The organism is Saliterribacillus persicus, assembly GCF_003337485.1.
In the GTDB taxonomy this organism is placed as follows: domain Bacteria; phylum Bacillota; class Bacilli; order Bacillales; family Amphibacillaceae; genus Saliterribacillus; species Saliterribacillus persicus.
In genome coordinates this window covers 14,251-32,309 of the sequence record NZ_QPJJ01000025.1, presented here as the reverse complement: position 1 = coordinate 32,309, position 18,059 = coordinate 14,251, and the positions used below count along the sequence as shown (strand labels likewise).

Genomic DNA, 18,059 nt, shown 5'->3' with positions numbered 1-18,059 from the left:
CTCTCCATAATATGTGAGCTCGATTGCTCTAAAACTTAACTAGCTTAATTTCTTACTTGACATACTGGTTGTTCTGTTCAGTTTTCAAAGATCAATTTATAGTCTGTGCTGTTTTGCGACAGCTTATACATAATATCATTTTCTTCTTGTCTTTGTCAATAGATTCAATGAATCTTTTTTCGAAAAAAGATGTGTTAATATTTTGTACTGTCTTTTGCAGCAACGTTTTCTAATATACCATGCGACTTATACCATGTCAATAATTTTTATACATCTTTTTGACTGGATATCGTTACCAACATATCCTATGCCCACTAAGGATAAATTGACACAGATTTTTAGTTTCTTCTATAATAAACTCTGTTTCCTTTTCCAAACAAAAAAGACACGATCCTTTGCGTCGCATCTTTTCCTACCTTTATTATTTAACAACGTACTTCCGGTGAAAAATATACTCACCCTTTGTTTCTACTAAAATGACATCAATTATATTCTTATCTACTAAGTAAGCAACCATGCTACTTAAATCATATAGGTAACTTCTGAGTTTCGGATGAACTTTTAATTCTCCAAATCCCCATGGTTCATCTTTTTCCTTCATTACATCTAACAAATGCTCCGAGCAAATAGTGGATCTCGCGCTTAGAGCAAATTCAATAGCTAACAGCATCAACTCTACGCGTTTTTTTGTTTCTTCTTGACTGCGAATCAATTCTTCATAAAGTTTGTATACTTCTGGATCGATCCGTTTCACTTGCCCCCACACCATTACTTCGGGATGATAGCCTTTTTCAATAATTGCAATTCTACCTAAATAATGAAGGGAACGTAATAAGCGGCTATACGAATCAAGATAATGTCCAGACTCATACAAATCTTTGGACTCACTGTAACTCCTTGTGAGCTTAGCGAATTCAATAGCTAGCTTTAGCTTTCTTTTTTCTGCTGGAAAAATTCTGAGCTCTTCTTTTAAATGTTGAAAATATTCATTTCGATCATAAATGATTCGCCCATTTATAATCCATTCCATTGCGCGTCGATATGTACTGGTGTTTATCCATTCATTTAATAATGCTTCATCAACCACATGCATCGCGGCAGATTGTTCATTAAATTCATAGTGCTTTACAAGCCAGTCTTCCTTTGCTTCTTTTACCACTACAAGCAAAATGACATCAAAATTGTCTGTCTCTGGACTAATCTCACGCTTTTTTTCCATCATGATTATGCCAAGTGTGTTTGGATTGCTTGCTCTTTCTTGATATATTGGACGCAACACATTTTCCATCATAATCCCCCCAAGAATATTTACTCTGTATCTTTATATTATATTTCGATAAAAACCGACGAATTTCCTCTTTTTTAAATTAGCCTTTCCGCATTTTTTTAAACCACATTTACTAAAAAGATTGATTTTCTAAATCTCATTATAAAATATGCTATACTACAAAGAGAAGTTTTTAGGTGAATGTGTTGGAGGGAAAATCATGGCTGAAATTAAATATTCAAATAAGATAAATCGAATTAGAACGTTTGCCCTTAGTTTAATCTTTATCGGCTTTGGAATTATGTATCTTGGTATTTGGGCTAGACAAATTGAATGGTTAATGTTGATCTTTATTATTTTAGGTACACTTGCCATTGTCTTCAGTACGGTTGTGTATTTCTGGATTGGCTTATTGTCTACTAGGGCTGTCCAAATTATTTGTCCCAATTGCGAGAAGCCGACTAAAATGCTTGGTCGTGTGGATGCCTGTATGCACTGCAAGGAGCCATTAACCTTGGATAAGGATTTAGAAGGTAAAGAATTTGATGAAGAATATAATTCCAAAAAATATAGTAAATCAAATAATGGACAAGCACAAGAAAAATCAGAAGAGTAAAAAAACGAGCGTTCCACATTCCGGGACGCTCGCTTTTTGCTGTTAAATCATTTTTTGTTTTTGTGGTTTACAAGCGTTACATACACCATATACTTCCATCCGGTGATGCGTTACTTCAAAGCCAGTAATCTGCTCTGCTAGTGACTCTACTTCATCTAAACTTGGATAGTGGAAATCAACAATCTTTCCACACGTTTCACAAATAATATGATAGTGCTTGCTCGTGTTACAATCAAAACGACTTGAAGCATCTCCATAGGTTAATTCGCGAACCAGTCCAATTTCTCTAAATACACGTAAATTATTATAAACAGTTGCTACACTCATATTTGGGAACTTGCCTTCTAATGCTTTATAAATATCATCTGCGGTAGGATGGATCTCAGCGTTCAATAAAAATTCTAGTACCGCATGACGTTGTGGTGTAATTCTTACGCCAGAGTCTTTTAACTTTCCAATTGCTTCTTGCAACATATGGTCTGACACCGTCATGCACCTCACTTTCTTCTGTAAGATAAGAATCATTCGTAGTCGATGCTACCAGTTTACAATATGACCAGTATTAACACAATTATTACTTTATAATTCTTATAATTAGTGTACTCTGTAAAGGTAGGTTATGTCAATCATATAACCGCTTCTTCCAAGCTTTTTGATCTAAAAGGTTTCTTTTTTAGACATCAGCTTCTAATAGCTTCTCTTCTCCGCCCAATTGCTGATTAACGTACCTAGCAGCTACAAACAAGAAGTCAGATAAACGGTTCAAATATTTCATTGCTAACGGTGAATGCACCGCTTCGAGTCCCACTACTACCCGCTCAGCTCGTCTTGCTACAGTACGCGCATGATGAAGACTTGTAGATGCTAGGTGCCCTGAGGGTAAAATGAAATTTTTTAATGCAGGTAAGGTTGCCTGCCACTGGTCAATTTTAGCTTCTAATTCATCAATATGCGACGTATTTAATTTCCATGTCACCTCTTTATCAATCGGTGTGGCAAGCTCTGCCCCAACGTGAAAAAGAATCGTCTGAATCCTTGATAGCATCGCTTTAACCTCTTTTATCTCTTCTGTTTCTTCATGATCTAATTGGCTAATTGCTGTTCCAATTATGGCGTTTACCTCATCACACGTCCCGTAAGCCTCTACCCTCAAATCATTTTTCGCTACTCGTTTTCCATATATTAAAGATGTTTCTCCTTTATCACCGCTTCTTGTATAAATCCGCATTGCTTCATCTACTCCTTTTTTTCTATTATCGATATCCACTAACGAAAACGCAAGTGCCCTTTTGACTAAGAATTTGTTAGGGAAAGTTATTGAGCACAAAATAACTTTTTTCTGTTGTACCTTATGTAAAAAGGTGCAAGCATCACTGCCTGCACCTCCTTTTTAATTTAATTCATCTTTAATATAATTTAACGCATTATCGACATGTCCTTTAACCTGGACATTGCGATATTCCTTTTGAAGTACGCCCTCTTTATCAATAATAAATGTGGAACGAACAATACCCATATATTCTTTACCAAATTTATTTTTCTTCTGCCATACGCCAAATTGTTCTGCTACTTCTTTATCCGTGTCTACTAGCAGTTCAAATGGTAGGTCATGCTTATCAATAAATTTCTTGTGACTTTCTTCAGAATCAGGGCTAATTCCTAAAATAACTGCGTCTAATTCCTTGAAGCTTTCGTAATTATCACGAAAATCGCATGCCTCTGTTGTGCAGCCTGGGGTGTCATCCTTCGGGTAAAAGTAAAGGACGACATGCTTTCCTGCGTAATCGGATAGATTTACCGTTTCTCCACTATTATTTTTCAATGTAAAATCGTTCACTTTTTGTCCAACTTCTACAGTCATTCTTATCCCTCCAAGTTCAATGATCTTATACCTAGCGTACTGGAAATGATAGAAAGTCTCAACTGATAGGCCTTGTCCTTCTAATTCCCATCATATTTATGCTGCCAAACCTTTAAAAAAAAAGCTGGTGGCAGGATAAAACCAATCAACGCTTCGATAAGCGCTAATAATCTTCCCCAGCCAATTGGGGTAATATCCCCATAGCCCACTGTCATTAATGTTACCCCGCTAAAGTAAAAAGAATGCGCGAGTGTTTCGAAGGTGCTTAATTCTTTTAGCATACCATTTTCGAGTAATAATACTCCCTGAAAAGATAAAACGAAATAAAGCAGAGCAAAGGAGGTAAGTACGATAAAATAGACAACCAATAAAGTATAAAAAATCTCATAAGAAAAGGTACTTCTTAGGTGTGCTTTTCCAAAAATAAAGGCAACCATACTAGCTAAAAGTAAGACAACAATAAATAAAATAGAGATGACAGCAATCATACACAACCCAATCCTCTCTTAATCGTTTATTTTTCCCCTTTTTTAGTTTACGATAGCATTGGAAAGGTGATGACTAAATGCGCATTTATATTGTAGAAGATGACCCAAAAATTGCAGGAATCTTACGTGATTCTTTGCGAAAATATGATTATGAAGTAGCTATAGTAAAGGACTTTCATAAAATAAGTGAGGAATTTACTGCGTTTGATCCGCAGCTAGTACTCCTAGATATCAACCTTCCGCGCTTTGATGGCTTTTACTGGTGCCGAAAAATTAGATCTGTGAGCAACTGTCCGATTTTATTTATCTCTGCAAGAGATAGTGGCATGGATCAAGTCATGGCGATTGAAAATGGGGGCGATGATTACGTCACGAAGCCCTTTCAGCTTGAGGTGGTGCTTGCAAAAATTAAAAGTCTATTGCGCAGGGTTTACGGAGAATACGCGTTAGAAAAACAAACAAAGCTAATTGAAATACAAGGCCTTACACTCGATACACACGGCTTAGAATTAAGCTATCACAACCAAACGACAGGTCTTTCTAAAAAAGAATTTCTCCTTACTAAAGCCTTTATGGAGCAAATGAATCATGTTCTCTCCCGTGAATATTTGTTGGAGCTTTTATGGGATGATCAACAATTTGTAGATGATAATACTTTAAGTGTCAATATCACAAGGGTACGTAAAAAGCTTGCTGACCTCGGTATTAAAGACGTTATCGAAACCGTAAGGGGTGCTGGATACAAAATGACGGATAAATGGGGGCAGAACTAGATGAAAGGCTATTTGTATGATCAAATTAGTATGATGTGCTTTTTCTATGCCCAAATTACCGTGGTTTTAATCGTCGCACAATTAGCTGCTCGAACAAGTGGCGGCAACATATCTACTGCTAATCTCTTTTATATCATATTACTTGTCAGCGTTTTTTTAATCCTGCACTTATATTTACGTTACCTACGCTACAAGGATTTCTACCGGATACGAAAAATGAAAGTGGAAGAATCGGTATGGCTTCCGGATCCACCTGATAAATTAACCCTGATGATCAAAGACCATTATACGAAGCAATATGAATATTTTAAGGAACAAAATGATAAATTAGCAATGGCGAAAAAACAGGAATCGATCTTTATGCAGCAATGGGTACATCAGATGAAAACACCGCTCTCTGTCATGCAGTTAACGCTTGAAAAGGATCGCAGCAAGCTTCCAAACGAGTTACATAAGAATATTGAAGAAGAAATCGATCGGTTAAAACACGGCTTACAGCTCGCTTTATACCAATCACGGTTTCATCAATTCGAACGAGATTTTCATGTGGAGAAAATCTCAATTGCACCCTACTTACAGGAAATCATCGGTGAGTTAAAATCAAGCTTTATTCGAAATCAAGTTTATCCAAAGCTTGAAATCAGTGAAAATGCTTATCTTTATTCCGATAAAAAATGGCTCGCCTTTGTCCTACAACAAATACTTACCAATGCGATTAAATATGCGGCTAAAACGAAAACAGCTATTATGTGTTCTTCTACAATTGAAGAGAATACCTTTACTCTTTCTATTAAAGACCAAGGAGTTGGTATTCAGGCGCAGGATGTTAATCGTGTATTCGAACCCTTCTTCACTGGTGAAAACGGCCGACATTTCAGGGAGTCAACAGGAATGGGCTTATATCTTGCAAAAGAGATTTGTGATGCACTCGGACATGAAATCTTTATTTCCTCCGCGAAAAATAATGGTACCACTGTTTCAATTCAGTTCACGAACCTTACAAAAATGTAAGGTTTCTTTTTCGAAATGAAAGAAAAACCGATAGGGAATCTCCTAATTTCTCCTTATAATGAGGGTAGATTAAAGGAAAGGGGCATGAACATGTCAGTATTAGAAGCAAAAAATATCACTAAAATTTATGGATCCAAAAGCGGAATTGAGCATAAAGCGATCGACAACATCGATATGACGATTGAAAAAGGAGAATTCGTTGGGGTCATGGGTCCATCAGGAAGTGGCAAAACCACCCTCCTAAATCTACTCTCTACCATAGACCAATTATCAGCAGGAAGCTTAATGATCAACGGAAATAATATTAGCTCTCTATCGAAAACGAAGCTAGCCAAATTTCGTCGTCAGGAAATGGGCTTTGTTTTTCAGGATTTTAACCTACTAGATACCCTCACCATCGCAGAAAATATCATGCTTCCACTTACATTGGACGGGAAAAAGGTTAGCGAAATGGAAAAGAGATTAGCATCTGTCGCAAACCAGCTCGGCATTGATCAGATTTTAAGAAACCGCACCTATGAGGTTTCTGGTGGGCAAATGCAACGGGCGGCGATCGCTCGGGCCATCGTCCATGATCCAGCAATCATCTTTGCCGATGAGCCGACCGGAAACTTAGATTCCAAATCCTCCAAGCAAGTCATGGAAGCTCTCGCCATGCTAAACAGAGAGAAGGAAGCAACAACGTTAATGGTGACCCATGATTCATTCGCAGCGAGTTATTGTGAGCGGATCTTATTCATTAAAGATGGCAGAATCTTTAACCAACTGTATAAAGGGGACAACCGCCAGACATTTTTCCAAGATATCTTAAATGTGCAATCGATGTTAGGAGGCGATATGGATGACCTTCAAACAGTTCGCGTTTAATAATGTGCGCCGAAATGCTAGACAGTACATGAGTTACTTTTTGAGTTGTACGTTTTCGGTTGCTGTATTTTTCATCTATGCGGTGATTTTGTTTCACCCAGAAATTGAGGGCAATGAATTTAGAGAAAGTGTGCAACGTGGGATTATGGCAGCTGAAATCATTATTTTCTCCTTCTCTTTTTTGTTTGTGATGTATTCGACGGGTGCATTTATTAAGTCGAGGAAGAAAGAATATGGATTGTTAATGACGCTTGGAATCAGTAAAGGGCAATTAAATCGGTTATTGATTATTGAAAATACGATTATTGGATTGGTATCGATTTTAGCGGGCTTACTTGTTGGAGCTTTATTCGCAAATGTTTTCTTGATGGGCTTTTCAGAGCTTCTCGATATGCAGGGTACCCTTGAATTCCATTTAGCACCAAAGGCCATCATAATTACTGTGCTTGCTTACTTTTTAATGTTCGAGTTTAATTCACTTGTCGTTGTTTGGACGTTAAAAACAAATGCTGTGATCGAACTTTTCAGAGGAGCGAAAGCACCCAAACGCGCGCTGAAATTTTCATGGATATTAAGTATCCTCGGCTTGTTGTTAATTGGTGCAGCATATTATTTGGCTGCAACGGCAACCTTGGTAACCATTGCATTTCGAATGTTACCAATAGTGGCATTAATCGTGCCTGGCACCTATTTCTTGTTTACCCAATTTAGTATTGCTTTTTTAACAATATTAAAGCGAAAGAAATCCTTTTATTTTAAACAAACGAATTTACTTACGATATCTGATTTAATGTATAAAATGAAGGATCATGCGCGGTTGTTGTTTTTTGTAACGATTTTAAGCGCTGTAGCCTTCACCGCTTCTGGTGTTTTATACGGAGCATTTAAAAGTGCAGAAGTAGAAGCGACTTCCTATATCCCGCAAAATGTATCATTTCTGGCAAAAGGCGAAGAAAATATTGCAAAAATGCCTGATGAGGTTCAAAAAGCAACCGATCGTTTTGAAGAGGAAAATCTTGAGTATGATCAACTCACTATTGATACAACACAGGGACTGTTCGTGCAAGACGCGGAAGAAATATGGGTACAAATATTAAAAGCCTCTGATTACAAAAAACTTCTAGCGTTTAATGGAAAGGATTCGAATGTATCGATTGCAGATGATGAAGCGTATGTCATGTTGCCGCATTTCATAGGTCCGGGAACTTTCTCTCTCTCCGAAGAAACAGAATTAACTTCTGAGAATAATAGCGAAACACTTAAACTTAATACGGTTGATTCGATTGTAAATACCAATAGGCATACACGATCGCAAATTGTAGTATCAGATGAAGTTTATGAAAACTATGCGTCTGTTGCAGAAGAAAATGAAATGTATCGCTATACAGCTGTAAACGTGGATAATTGGGCTTCTAATGCAAAAGCAATTGAGGAAGCTACGAGTTATGTGGATGGTTCGATTGTTACGGGAATAGACTCGCAAGCCGATTTTTATTTAATGATGCGTGAATCTCTTTCCTACACATTATTTTTCGGATTGTTCATTAGTGTGCTATTCTTTTTAGCAGCTGGTTCGATTCTTTACTTTAAGCTCTATCAAGATTTGGATAAGGATGTGGCGCAGTATAAGGCTTTATACCGAATAGGATTAACGGTATCCGAGATGAAGAAAATAGCAACAAAGCAAGTTGCCTATTTATTCTTTATACCATTTTTTGTTGCAGTAGTTCATGCAAGCTTTGCATTTTTAGCCTTACAAAACATGTTATCCGCGTCAGTACTCTTACCAAGCGTGTTATTAATTGGCGCGTACTTTGTGATTTACACCATTTATTTTGTGTTTATCCGAGGCTTGTACACAGCGAAAATTAAGCAAGTAATGTGAAGTTGACGTTAAGTTTCGCATTGTTTAGAAATAAGGACGCTAGTTTTTAGCGAAATCAATAAAATAAGATTGAATGGGGCATTGAATTGTTAAACAATTTGATGCTCTTTTTTTTGTGGTGTTTTCTCAATGGTTATTATGGTAATTATTTAGATACGAAAATGAAAAGCAATCTTCTTGTCTAAAAGATGTTATTCCATTGATTTTCGAACATCCTCTTGAATCATTAATACTTCTGACGTCAAATTTGTAAGTGACGTTTCTTCATCAATACATACATACCAATATTCTAAGTGTTTCTTATCCACTTCGTACTGTGATTCTTCAACGTGTGCTCCACCGTCTCCTTGTATGGAATGCCAATATAAATACTCCGTTTCCTCAATTTTCTCTCTGAAAATAGATTCCACATACATTTTTTCATTTTCCAGCGTTAGAAGAACATCTTTCATATTGTCATTCAGGAATTTCATCCATTCATCTACAACGTGAGATTTACCTTGTTTCACTTTAAATTTTGACAGTTCTACATTAAGAGACATATGTATTCCTCATTTCTTGTGAATAAATATAATTGCATTTTTAAGAATTAATATTTGAACTTTGGATTTGTTCTTATGTTCTGAATAATGTTATCTAAGTCTGATTGCGGTATGTTAGTTGTATTGTAGAAAAAGCGATTTTCAATTTCTTTACTTTCAAATTCCTTAATTAACTCTATACTCCTAGCTCCCATTTGATGTTCTTTAATTCTTAATGCATCTCTTCTCAATAGTTCATCACTCTTCACCCATAATACAACGTATCTAATTTCTATGTTCTTTCCTTCTGAATAAATCTTTTGAGAAAACTTTTCTGCTTCTTCTGGGAATGCAACATAATCAATAATTACATTTTTATTTGCCTGAATAAAATTAGTACTTAAATCGGCTATATTTTGCCATACTAGGGACTGGAGTTCTTCACTTTCCCACGGGGGAAGATAACCACCAATCACCATATGATTTATTAGATCACCTTCAATATATGCACTATGGTCAAACTGTTCAGCAAGTTTTTTTGCAGTTGTAGATTTACCTACTCCTGCAGGACCAGATATAATATATATTTTTACCAATTTTTTCACCCACATAGATATTTGCATTTTACTTTTATATCAATGAATTCTGGTTGTTTTACTATTACATTCTTAACTTTATCTCCATCATGGTCTTTCTACTAATATATCAGTAAATCCAATTGATAGTGAAAGAAATCCTATAAAACTAATTTTCTTATCATTAGGTTCTTTTCGCAGCGTTTATTGATAATAAATGAAAGAAATGACTAATCACTACTTTGTGGTATTATTAAATCAATAAAAGCTTCTTCAACTATTGTGGATACTTCATGAAAACAAAGAATGGGGAGAAAAAGATATAAATACTTTATTAAAATCAACACCAATATCTCTAAATGAAAGAATAGTTTCATTAGATATTATTAGAGGATTTGCATTGTTTGGCATTTTCCTAGGGAATATGCAACTTTTTCAAACACCCCAATTAGTACATGACATGTACATGATTCCACAACAAATGGGTGAAAGCGATAAATGGATCCGTATTTTCTTGGACATATTTGTCGAGTTTAAATTTTTTTCGATATTTTCATTTTTGTTCGGACTAGGCTTTTATATCTTTATGAGTCGAGCTGAAAAAAAAATCGACCAGTTTTATACGCTATTTTTAAGAAGACTGACAATTTTAGCTATATTTGGTTTTTTGCATCTTGTATTTTTATGGTATGGAGATGTACTTTTAAACTATGCATTAGCTGGCTTTTTCCTGATTTTCTTCTATAAAAGAAAGACAAAAACGATTTTCACTTGGATTCTCATATTTACTATCGCTTTAACCTTTTTACTTCTGTCGAATTTATTCTCCTCTGCTGAAGAATTGACACACGAGATACAGATGTTACAGGTTGATGGTTCTGGAAAAGTAGAATTAGCAATAGAGCATTACCATAATGGTAGTTATTTAGATTGGCTAACCTATCGTTTTAACAATGAAGTGATTCCCATTTTAAAGGACTTGCCTTTTTCTATCCTTACGGCATTGTATATGTTTCTTTTGGGATTATATATAGGGAAACGTCGTATAATCAGTGAGTTTGATTCACACAAAGATCTAGTTAAACGCACATGGTGGATTAGTCTATTATTCAGTATCCCATTTAGTATTTTTATTCTCATTTTTCACTTAGACATTTTAAACTATGGAGTTTTAAATGAAATTGCTATTCAAGTCTTTATAACATTAAGCGGTCTTAGTCTTTCATTATTTTATATTTCTTCTCTTATAATATTATTGCAAAAAGATAAGTGGATAAAATTTTTTCATCCGCTTAGCTATGTAGGAAGAATGGCGTTAACAAATTATTTAATTCAATCAATCATTGGGGTCGGTATATTTAAGGGACTTGGTTTGTTTGGAGAGTTGAATTTAGGATTGGGCATCGTAATTAGTTTGATTGTCTTCCCTATACAAATTCTACTAAGCTATCTATGGTTGAAAAATTATAAGTATGGTCCTTTAGAGTGGGTATGGCGATCAGCAACATACGGGAAAATTCAACCTCTAAAATATAGAGATTGAAATGTGAAGGAACGTTTTTGATCTTAGTTTAGTTGAATAATCATTACAGCCGCTCCCCTTTTGGAAGTGGCTGTTTTACTTCTCAAGCAAAGGAAGTTATTCGAACACGGAAATGTAAAACAATTCCTTACAAAAAAAGTCTCCTTAACTTTCAATTACCACACCAGATAGCTTTAAATTCTATAATTTTTTGGTGATACAAAACATTTCTGCGAAATCATTAACAATTGTTTTATCTGGGTTAGTTTTTATATCATCTATCATTTTTCCTAAGCCCTCTTCATAGTCTTTATCATTTATTAAAGTTAGGACAGAAATATCTCTGTTCTTAGCATAATCTAGGTAATCAATTACCTTTATACTTTCCATACGGTACTCAATTTTCAAATTTACCTTTAAATCCCTTGTTGTAAGTTCATGAAAAATAATCTCTTTACTCCAAAATCTTTTAATATCTTCGTAATATGCTGCTGGGAAATAATGATAAACCCACCACTTAGGCATGTCTTGAATAGATATATTATGTAATTTATAGATACCACCTTCTTGTAGAACACGGTATATCTCATTTAATGCTTGTTCCTTATTGATATAATGATGAAATGCATAATTATTAGAAATAAAGTCAAATTGCTCTGAAGGATATGGCATAGCTTCAACATTTGCAGTAGTGAATTTTGAGTTGCTTACTTTTTGCTTAGCCTTCTTTAACATTTGCTCTGAAAGGTCAAGGCCATGCCAGTTTATGTTAACTCCCTCAAAGTAATTAGATTGTTTTTCCAGATAAAGACCTGTGCCACAGGATAAATCTAATACATTGTATTCTGATTTAATATTATTTTCAATATAACTTTTTAGGTCATGGTCAAATCTTATCTCATCAACCCTAAACTGATTATTGTCATATTTGCCAGCTATTTTGGAGTAATTAGTTTTTTTCATATTATCCCCCTCTTTGCGAGAATATTATTTTTAAAGATTGTTGTTTTAATGTTAAACAATGTCGATTATTAGAAAAATAGGTTATATTTCCAAAACAACTCAAACATAGTAAGTGAATATAAGAATAATAATAGCGGTAATTATATACGGTAAACCGAATGCTGCAATTACCAATCCTAGACTTCTGTTTTCTCGATCGTCCCTAGCACTCACATTTACATTAAACTCTCTACCTCTAACAAAGGTTTTTAAAAAAATGCCCGAAACCCCTATAGTAGCAATTGCAATTATAGCGGTTACTTTTATAAATAATTCCATATTAAATACAGTTAGTATAGCTAAAACAGCTAGTGAAATACATCCATACAGAAATGATTTTTTCACACTATCACCCTTCCATCTAATTAACACTATTACATTTATCTATCACGACACCCTTTTTCAAATTACTGCTCCCCGTTGGGTGTACTAGATAATAATTATTATTCAGATAATGAAAATCTTTCAAGCAATCTTATATTTAACTCGTCCTTTGTTTTCCTTTCCAACGAATAAAGTGATACCGTATCAAGAGTAAATTCTTCAATAATTTCTTTAGATAATAATTCTTGTGTTTCTATATCTGTTAGGGATGAGTTATTACATAAAGGGCAATGTGGCTTATAAGGAAATGGGGTTTCTAAAAATTTAATATTCGATTTTGCAAGTAGTTCGTGAAATTCTCGGACAGGGGTTTCATCTAGCAAAGTAAAAAAGAAAATATCAGTATTAGGAAATTTGCTGACTTTTCCAAATCTGCACTTGATAGGTTTTAAACGTGCTGTTATATCTTTTAAAGTAGAATATACATTACTCGGATTCTGTTCATACTCTAATACCCCTATTCCACTCGAACCTGCAACTGTAATCTCTACAGGTAAGGCCATTGTGTAATGATATTGATCCCTTATTCTCTTTACTCCATCAGCAATTTTTATCGGTACATCTAATACTATGTAAGTATCGTTTTTAAAGCTATACATTACAACTATCCCCTACTCTTTATTGAAAAGTACTGTTTGTTAATTTACGAAGGCTCTCTAACTTAGATTACCATAAAAATGCCAATTATTCTTATTTTTCCACAAATAGTTGTTTGAAGTTAATTTTTATCTAAGACTGTAATTTCACGCAAAAAAGGCAATTTTATTAAAAATGTAAAATATAATTTACACTTTTAGAAAACTACTATGGTTAAAAAATAAGCTCTTTAGTTAATTTTCTTTAAGCAATATTTCTGGATATATATGTTATTATTTACATATGAAAGAAATGAAAAAACTGCATTTGGAGGTTGTAATGGATATTGAAAAAGAGATCAATCTACTGAAATATCAAAATAAACTGCTTCGTATGATGGTAAATGGACATGAATTCCCCTTCTTTATTTATGCATTGGATAACGAATTCGAAGAGAACCAAGAAAAAGCGATAATCCATATATTAACGGCATTTAAATATCGCCTCTATCATGGCACTGATGTGAATTATCACACATTCCATCAATTAAATAAAAAAGATCCAGCATTACAATCAATATTAGCACCTTATAACATAAATACAGATGACCTTTATCAAAATAAAGCTCCAAGTATCGAGGAGTTTTTGCATTATCTAAATTGCATGTTCGGGGCAAACAAACTGAACCCTCGACACCTTCTTCTGAATTTAAAAAGACAATCGATTCACACAGAAATTTGTGAGGACTTATTGAAGCAATTAAACAGACAATAATTTACTGGGAATGGAGGGATTTTAATAAATGCCTTTTCAAGGATCATAGTTACACTCCCGATATAAAGATGTCGCTGAACCACAAAACAAAAAATGAGCACCCTAGTTTTTATACTTACGCGAGCTTGAAGGTTGTAGTATCAACTATGCTCCAACACTATTAATCTTCCTGCAGCTTGTGTATTTCGCGCGCCATCGCTTCTAGTATGTACACCACAGGCACTTGAGTTGTAACATTGGCGTTTTCAACAAACTCTTCAGTGACATAATAGGCGATATTCATATCAGAAATTTTTGCTATTGTTGAAAATCTAGAATTTGTAACGCTAATAAGCTTGCTGCCTTCCCGCTTCAATTGATGAAGATGATTCACAGTAAAATTCGTTTCACCGGAAACGGATAGGGCGATCGTAACACTGTTTTTCATAACTTTCGAGTGGATTGGAAAATGTGGATCTTTAATATACAACGAGAATTTACCTAAGCTAGAAAAATACCTCGCCCCATATTCCGCCAAAATTCCTGAGCTTCCTATCCCGATAAAAATAACATTTTCTGCTTGGTGGATAAGAGCTGCTGCTTCTTTAATTTTTTCTTCTGCGTCCCCTTTTAACGTTCTTTCAAAAAATTCCACAACAGCATGATGTGAATCCTTCATCTGTGTCTTTTTATGTTCCTCCACATGCATTTTAAGCTTTACTCTAAATTCTGAGAATCCTTCACAATTTAGTGTTCTACAAAATCGAAGTATCGTAGCTGTTGATACATGCGTTTCCTCAGCTAATTCACGAATTCGCATGTAGATAACCTTTTCTTTATTTTCCATTATATAATGATAGATCGAAGTTTCTAGTTCATTGAAAGAAGCAATAATTTCATTTGTAAACACTGGTTGATCTCCCTTCACTCATGCCTCATATATTACTTTTATCTTACCATAAATAACCATAAGTAACAGAGTGTTTTATTCTTGTAACAAATTACTTTAAGCTAAATAATCAACTAGATGCTTTAGATATATTTACTGTGCCTATAAATATAGATACTATTTTAATAAGGGATTTCTTTCACTGGAATTAACTTGGGTAAAGATACAAATGCTATTGAGGTGAAACGAAAATTCCATCGTAAGCTTAAAAAAATTTTGAAGTAAAATCTCTACTACCCTAAGTAATTATTAAATAAAACTTCAATGGAGGTAATGAAATGAGAAACCATACATTCCCAGAAAATTTCTTGTGGGGCGGAGCTACAGCAGCGAATCAAATTGAAGGTGGTTTTTACGAAGGCAATAAAGGACTTAATATTGCGGATGTGCTACCAGGTGGAAAAGAACGACTTTCCATTTTACAATCACCTGGGTTCAATTTTGAAGTTGATAGTGAAAAATACTATTATCCAAACCACGAAGCAATTGATTTCTATCATCGGTATAAAGAAGATATAGCATTATTTGCAGAAATGGGATTCAAAGTCTTTCGTATGTCCATCGCTTGGACACGAATTTTTCCAAAAGGAACCGAACTAGAAGCTAACGAAGAAGGCTTGGCGTTTTATGATCGAGTCTTTGATGAATTACACAAATATGCAATCGAGCCTGTTGTAACCATTTCGCATTATGAAATGCCATTAAATCTTGTTAAAGAATATGGCGGCTGGAGAAATCGTGAGGTGATTACTTTTTTTGAGCGCTACGTACTTGCTATTTTCAATCGCTATAAAAACAAAGTGAAATACTGGATGACATTTAATGAAATTAATAGTGGGTTTATCATGCCAATACAGGGACTTGGTTTTTCTATTCAAAAAGAAAGTGATAAATATCAGCCGACGTTCCAAGCGTTCCACCATCAGTTTGTTGCTAGCAGTATTGCAGTAAAGGCTTGCCATGAGATTATTCCGAACGCTAAAATAGGCAACATGATTTTGTATGCACCGGTTTATGCTTATGATTCTGATCCTGAGAACGTGATGTATGCCCTTCAAGAAGAAAGAATTTTCAACTATTTCTGTGCAGACATGCAAGTAAGGGGAGAATATCCTGCCTACATTAAGCGCTATTTCAAAGAGCATGGCATCGAATTAGAAATCGAAGACGCTGATCTCGACTTAATAAAAGAAGGAACAGTAGATTTTATAGGGTTCAGCTATTACATGTCACGAACTGAAAAAATGGATAAATCCGACTCTACTAATTCAGAGGGTAACCTTATAGGCGGGGTTAAAAATCCATACTTACAAGCAAGTGATTGGGGATGGGAAATTGATCCCGTTGGCTTAAGAATTAGTCTAAACCAATTGTACGATCGTTATCAGATTCCATTATTTGTTGTTGAAAATGGCTTAGGAGCATATGACAAAGTAGAAGCTGATGGATCCATTAATGATGACTATCGCATCGATTTTCTAAAGAATCATATCCAAGCAATGGCTGAAGGTTTAAAAGACGGCGTCGAATTAATGGGATACACCAGTTGGGGTTGCATTGATTTGGTAAGTGCTTCTTCTGGTCAATTTTCAAAAAGATATGGTTTCATTTATGTCGATAAGCATGATGACGGAAGCGGGACGTTAGAAAGGAAGAAGAAAAAGTCATTCTTTTGGTATCAAAATGTTATTAAGTCTAACGGAGAAAAACTGCACAAATAACAGTACCTATAATTTGTGTTTACAGAGCTTCACTTTATTAAGAGCTATTATGTTAGCTCTTTTTTTGTAGCAAAAATAATAATTTATTTCAGAATGGCTTTTCTTTATACAAAAAATGTATTACCATTTAATGTATACATAAATATGAAATATCGAAGTTGTACTATTCTACTCTCTCTTAAGTTAGGAATGTTTTAAATGGCTGAGTCACAAATACAGCAAGGTGAAAAAAAGAAAGCCATCAGATTTATAGGACTAGGCTTATTATTGTTAATTGCTTTTGGAGTAAACTATCTTTTAGTCTATGATCTTTCTTACACACCTAATGGTTATGAAGTAGTAGCAAAAGATGAGGAAAGCATCACGATACAAACATACGACATCTTCAACATGGAAGAGAAGGCATACACCACTACTTTCTCAGGCAATGAAAAATGGAGAGTGGAATCCTTAACAGATTCTGTGGAAAGACATAAATTAAACCTATATTTTTTATTTACCTGTATAACTATTAGTAGCTCCCTTTTTATCATTTATAGAAAAGAAGGTTTTAGCTTGTGGAAAGCATTCTGGAGAGGTCATGGGTACAGTTTTATTCCCCCATTAGCTCAGCTTTCGTCAATCAGTAGTCGCATTATGGATATTATAGGCTAGAATTTGAGAATGTCAGGAGGAGAACATGTTAAAGTTTATCGATGATCTGGCAGGAGCTATTAGAGACTTGTTCGAAGATATATTTACTGCTATTTGTTATTTGTTAGCAGGAGGGGTAATAGTAGCTGTACCTGTTTATATTATATTATTTATTTTTGATGCATTTTCTTAAGAAGTAAGGTATAAATAAATGATTTAAGCCCTTTATTTCAAACTTTTTTAATATCATTAAATTAAAGGAAGGAAGTTAAAATGAGTTTAATAAAAAGGTTTTTCGAAGGATTCTTAATCTTTGTCCTTATTTTTATTATAGGCATAGTGTTCATTGTTCCAATTTTTCTTGATTTCATGGAAATAGAAGCAAGCATCAATATACAGATATCCCAACTTGAACTCGCTACTATTGTCAATAATTCATCCGAAATGCAAGGAAGTATTAAAACTGCTGGGATAATTATAATAGGATTAATTGGAGGCATACTATACAATCTTTTATTCTTTATGATTAATGGACGCAAATCTAAAACTGCCACAAACGAATAAAAGGATAAAAGATTTTGTTATGGAAGAACACCCTCTTGTTAAGGTAATTTTTGGGACACTTGAGTGTCTATTTTAAATTACAAGAAACGGA

22 protein-coding genes are annotated in these 18,059 nt (G+C 34.6%); 11 read left to right on the top strand and 11 right to left on the bottom strand.

Annotated elements, in window-relative coordinates; translation table 11 throughout:
- Nucleotides 1-421 precede the first annotated feature (421 nt).
- Nucleotides 422-1,288 (bottom strand): nucleotidyltransferase-like protein, encoded by an 867-nt coding sequence (locus DFR57_RS17860; protein ID WP_114354585.1) that lies wholly within the window; start codon nt 1,286-1,288, stop codon nt 422-424.
- A 199-nt stretch (nt 1,289-1,487) separates the two neighbouring features.
- On the opposite strand from DFR57_RS17860, the gene DFR57_RS17855 reads away from it, so the two are divergent.
- A complete protein-coding gene (locus DFR57_RS17855) occupies nt 1,488-1,883 on the top strand; it encodes a YgzB family protein (RefSeq protein ID WP_114354584.1) in 396 nt (131 codons plus the stop codon).
- Nucleotides 1,884-1,925: 42 nt separating this feature from the next.
- Here DFR57_RS17855 and perR read toward each other — a convergent pair whose 3' ends face one another.
- From perR to DFR57_RS17835, 4 genes are all read right to left on the bottom strand, one after another.
- A complete protein-coding gene (gene perR / locus DFR57_RS17850) occupies nt 1,926-2,375 on the bottom strand; it encodes a peroxide-responsive transcriptional repressor PerR (RefSeq protein ID WP_114354583.1) in 450 nt (149 codons plus the stop codon).
- A 181-nt stretch (nt 2,376-2,556) separates the two neighbouring features.
- Nucleotides 2,557-3,111: a cob(I)yrinic acid a,c-diamide adenosyltransferase gene (locus tag DFR57_RS17845; protein ID WP_114354582.1), complete on the bottom strand. Its 555-nt coding sequence runs from the start codon at nt 3,109-3,111 to the stop codon at nt 2,557-2,559.
- 162 nt (nt 3,112-3,273) lie between these two features.
- Nucleotides 3,274-3,744, bottom strand: coding sequence for a thioredoxin-dependent thiol peroxidase (gene bcp, locus DFR57_RS17840; protein WP_114354581.1), 471 nt, complete (start codon nt 3,742-3,744; stop codon nt 3,274-3,276).
- 80 nt (nt 3,745-3,824) lie between these two features.
- Nucleotides 3,825-4,232: an ion channel gene (locus DFR57_RS17835; protein ID WP_114354580.1), complete on the bottom strand. Its 408-nt coding sequence runs from the start codon at nt 4,230-4,232 to the stop codon at nt 3,825-3,827.
- A gap of 77 nt (nt 4,233-4,309) precedes the next feature.
- Between DFR57_RS17835 and DFR57_RS17830 the strand changes: the two genes are divergently transcribed.
- The 4 genes from DFR57_RS17830 (at nt 4,310) to DFR57_RS17815 (ending at nt 8,768) form a co-directional block, all read left to right on the top strand.
- Entirely contained in the window at nt 4,310-5,005 is a 696-nt protein-coding gene (locus DFR57_RS17830) for a response regulator transcription factor (protein WP_114354579.1), read from the top strand.
- A complete protein-coding gene (locus DFR57_RS17825) occupies nt 5,006-6,016 on the top strand; it encodes a sensor histidine kinase (protein WP_114354578.1) in 1,011 nt (336 codons plus the stop codon).
- Nucleotides 6,017-6,106: 90 nt separating this feature from the next.
- Nucleotides 6,107-6,883 (top strand): ABC transporter ATP-binding protein, encoded by a 777-nt coding sequence (locus DFR57_RS17820; protein WP_114354577.1) that lies wholly within the window; start codon nt 6,107-6,109, stop codon nt 6,881-6,883.
- Complete coding sequence (locus DFR57_RS17815; protein WP_114354576.1) at nt 6,858-8,768, top strand: ABC transporter permease; 1,911 nt, start codon at nt 6,858-6,860, stop codon at nt 8,766-8,768. The genes DFR57_RS17820 and DFR57_RS17815 overlap by 26 nt, the downstream gene beginning before the upstream one ends.
- A 191-nt stretch (nt 8,769-8,959) precedes the next feature.
- On the opposite strand, the gene DFR57_RS17810 is transcribed toward DFR57_RS17815, so the two are convergent.
- Together DFR57_RS17810 and DFR57_RS17805 are read right to left on the bottom strand one after the other, a co-directional pair.
- On the bottom strand, nt 8,960-9,310 hold the full coding sequence (locus DFR57_RS17810) for a DUF6176 family protein (RefSeq protein WP_114354575.1): 351 nt from the start codon (nt 9,308-9,310) through the stop codon (nt 8,960-8,962).
- A gap of 47 nt (nt 9,311-9,357) precedes the next feature.
- Nucleotides 9,358-9,894 carry an AAA family ATPase gene (locus DFR57_RS17805; protein ID WP_245937519.1) on the bottom strand — a complete coding sequence of 179 codons (537 nt, stop codon included), beginning with the start codon at nt 9,892-9,894 and terminating at the stop codon, nt 9,358-9,360.
- 370 nt (nt 9,895-10,264) lie between these two features.
- Here DFR57_RS17805 and DFR57_RS17800 point away from each other — a divergent pair, with 370 nt between their 5' ends.
- Nucleotides 10,265-11,407: a DUF418 domain-containing protein gene (locus tag DFR57_RS17800; protein ID WP_147269793.1), complete on the top strand. Its 1,143-nt coding sequence runs from the start codon at nt 10,265-10,267 to the stop codon at nt 11,405-11,407.
- A 180-nt stretch (nt 11,408-11,587) separates the two neighbouring features.
- Here DFR57_RS17800 and DFR57_RS17795 read toward each other — a convergent pair whose 3' ends face one another.
- From DFR57_RS17795 to DFR57_RS17785, 3 genes are all read right to left on the bottom strand, one after another.
- The gene (locus DFR57_RS17795) at nt 11,588-12,349 is read right to left on the bottom strand and encodes a class I SAM-dependent methyltransferase (RefSeq protein ID WP_114354572.1); all 762 of its coding nucleotides are present in this window, start codon (nt 12,347-12,349) and stop codon (nt 11,588-11,590) included.
- Between the two features lie 99 nt (nt 12,350-12,448).
- Complete coding sequence (locus tag DFR57_RS17790; RefSeq protein WP_114354571.1) at nt 12,449-12,733, bottom strand: DUF5316 family protein; 285 nt, start codon at nt 12,731-12,733, stop codon at nt 12,449-12,451.
- Nucleotides 12,734-12,831: 98 nt separating this feature from the next.
- On the bottom strand, nt 12,832-13,371 hold the full coding sequence (locus DFR57_RS17785; RefSeq protein WP_114354570.1) for a 2'-5' RNA ligase family protein: 540 nt from the start codon (nt 13,369-13,371) through the stop codon (nt 12,832-12,834).
- A gap of 316 nt (nt 13,372-13,687) precedes the next feature.
- Here DFR57_RS17785 and DFR57_RS17780 point away from each other — a divergent pair, with 316 nt between their 5' ends.
- Nucleotides 13,688-14,122 carry a hypothetical protein gene (locus DFR57_RS17780; protein ID WP_114354569.1) on the top strand — a complete coding sequence of 145 codons (435 nt, stop codon included), beginning with the start codon at nt 13,688-13,690 and terminating at the stop codon, nt 14,120-14,122.
- Nucleotides 14,123-14,282: 160 nt separating this feature from the next.
- Here DFR57_RS17780 and DFR57_RS17775 read toward each other — a convergent pair whose 3' ends face one another.
- On the bottom strand, nt 14,283-15,011 hold the full coding sequence (locus tag DFR57_RS17775; protein ID WP_114354586.1) for a MurR/RpiR family transcriptional regulator: 729 nt from the start codon (nt 15,009-15,011) through the stop codon (nt 14,283-14,285).
- 317 nt (nt 15,012-15,328) lie between these two features.
- On the opposite strand from DFR57_RS17775, the gene DFR57_RS17770 reads away from it, so the two are divergent.
- From DFR57_RS17770 to DFR57_RS17760, 4 genes are all read left to right on the top strand, one after another.
- On the top strand, nt 15,329-16,771 hold the full coding sequence (locus tag DFR57_RS17770) for a glycoside hydrolase family 1 protein (RefSeq protein WP_114354568.1): 1,443 nt from the start codon (nt 15,329-15,331) through the stop codon (nt 16,769-16,771).
- Nucleotides 16,772-16,969: 198 nt separating this feature from the next.
- Nucleotides 16,970-17,425 carry a hypothetical protein gene (locus DFR57_RS17765; RefSeq protein WP_114354567.1) on the top strand — a complete coding sequence of 152 codons (456 nt, stop codon included), beginning with the start codon at nt 16,970-16,972 and terminating at the stop codon, nt 17,423-17,425.
- A gap of 25 nt (nt 17,426-17,450) precedes the next feature.
- Nucleotides 17,451-17,597 (top strand): hypothetical protein, encoded by a 147-nt coding sequence (locus DFR57_RS18370; protein ID WP_170133033.1) that lies wholly within the window; start codon nt 17,451-17,453, stop codon nt 17,595-17,597.
- Between the two features lie 80 nt (nt 17,598-17,677).
- Nucleotides 17,678-17,968, top strand: coding sequence for a hypothetical protein (locus DFR57_RS17760; RefSeq protein ID WP_114354566.1), 291 nt, complete (start codon nt 17,678-17,680; stop codon nt 17,966-17,968).
- The last annotated feature ends 91 nt before the right edge of the window (nt 17,969-18,059 follow it).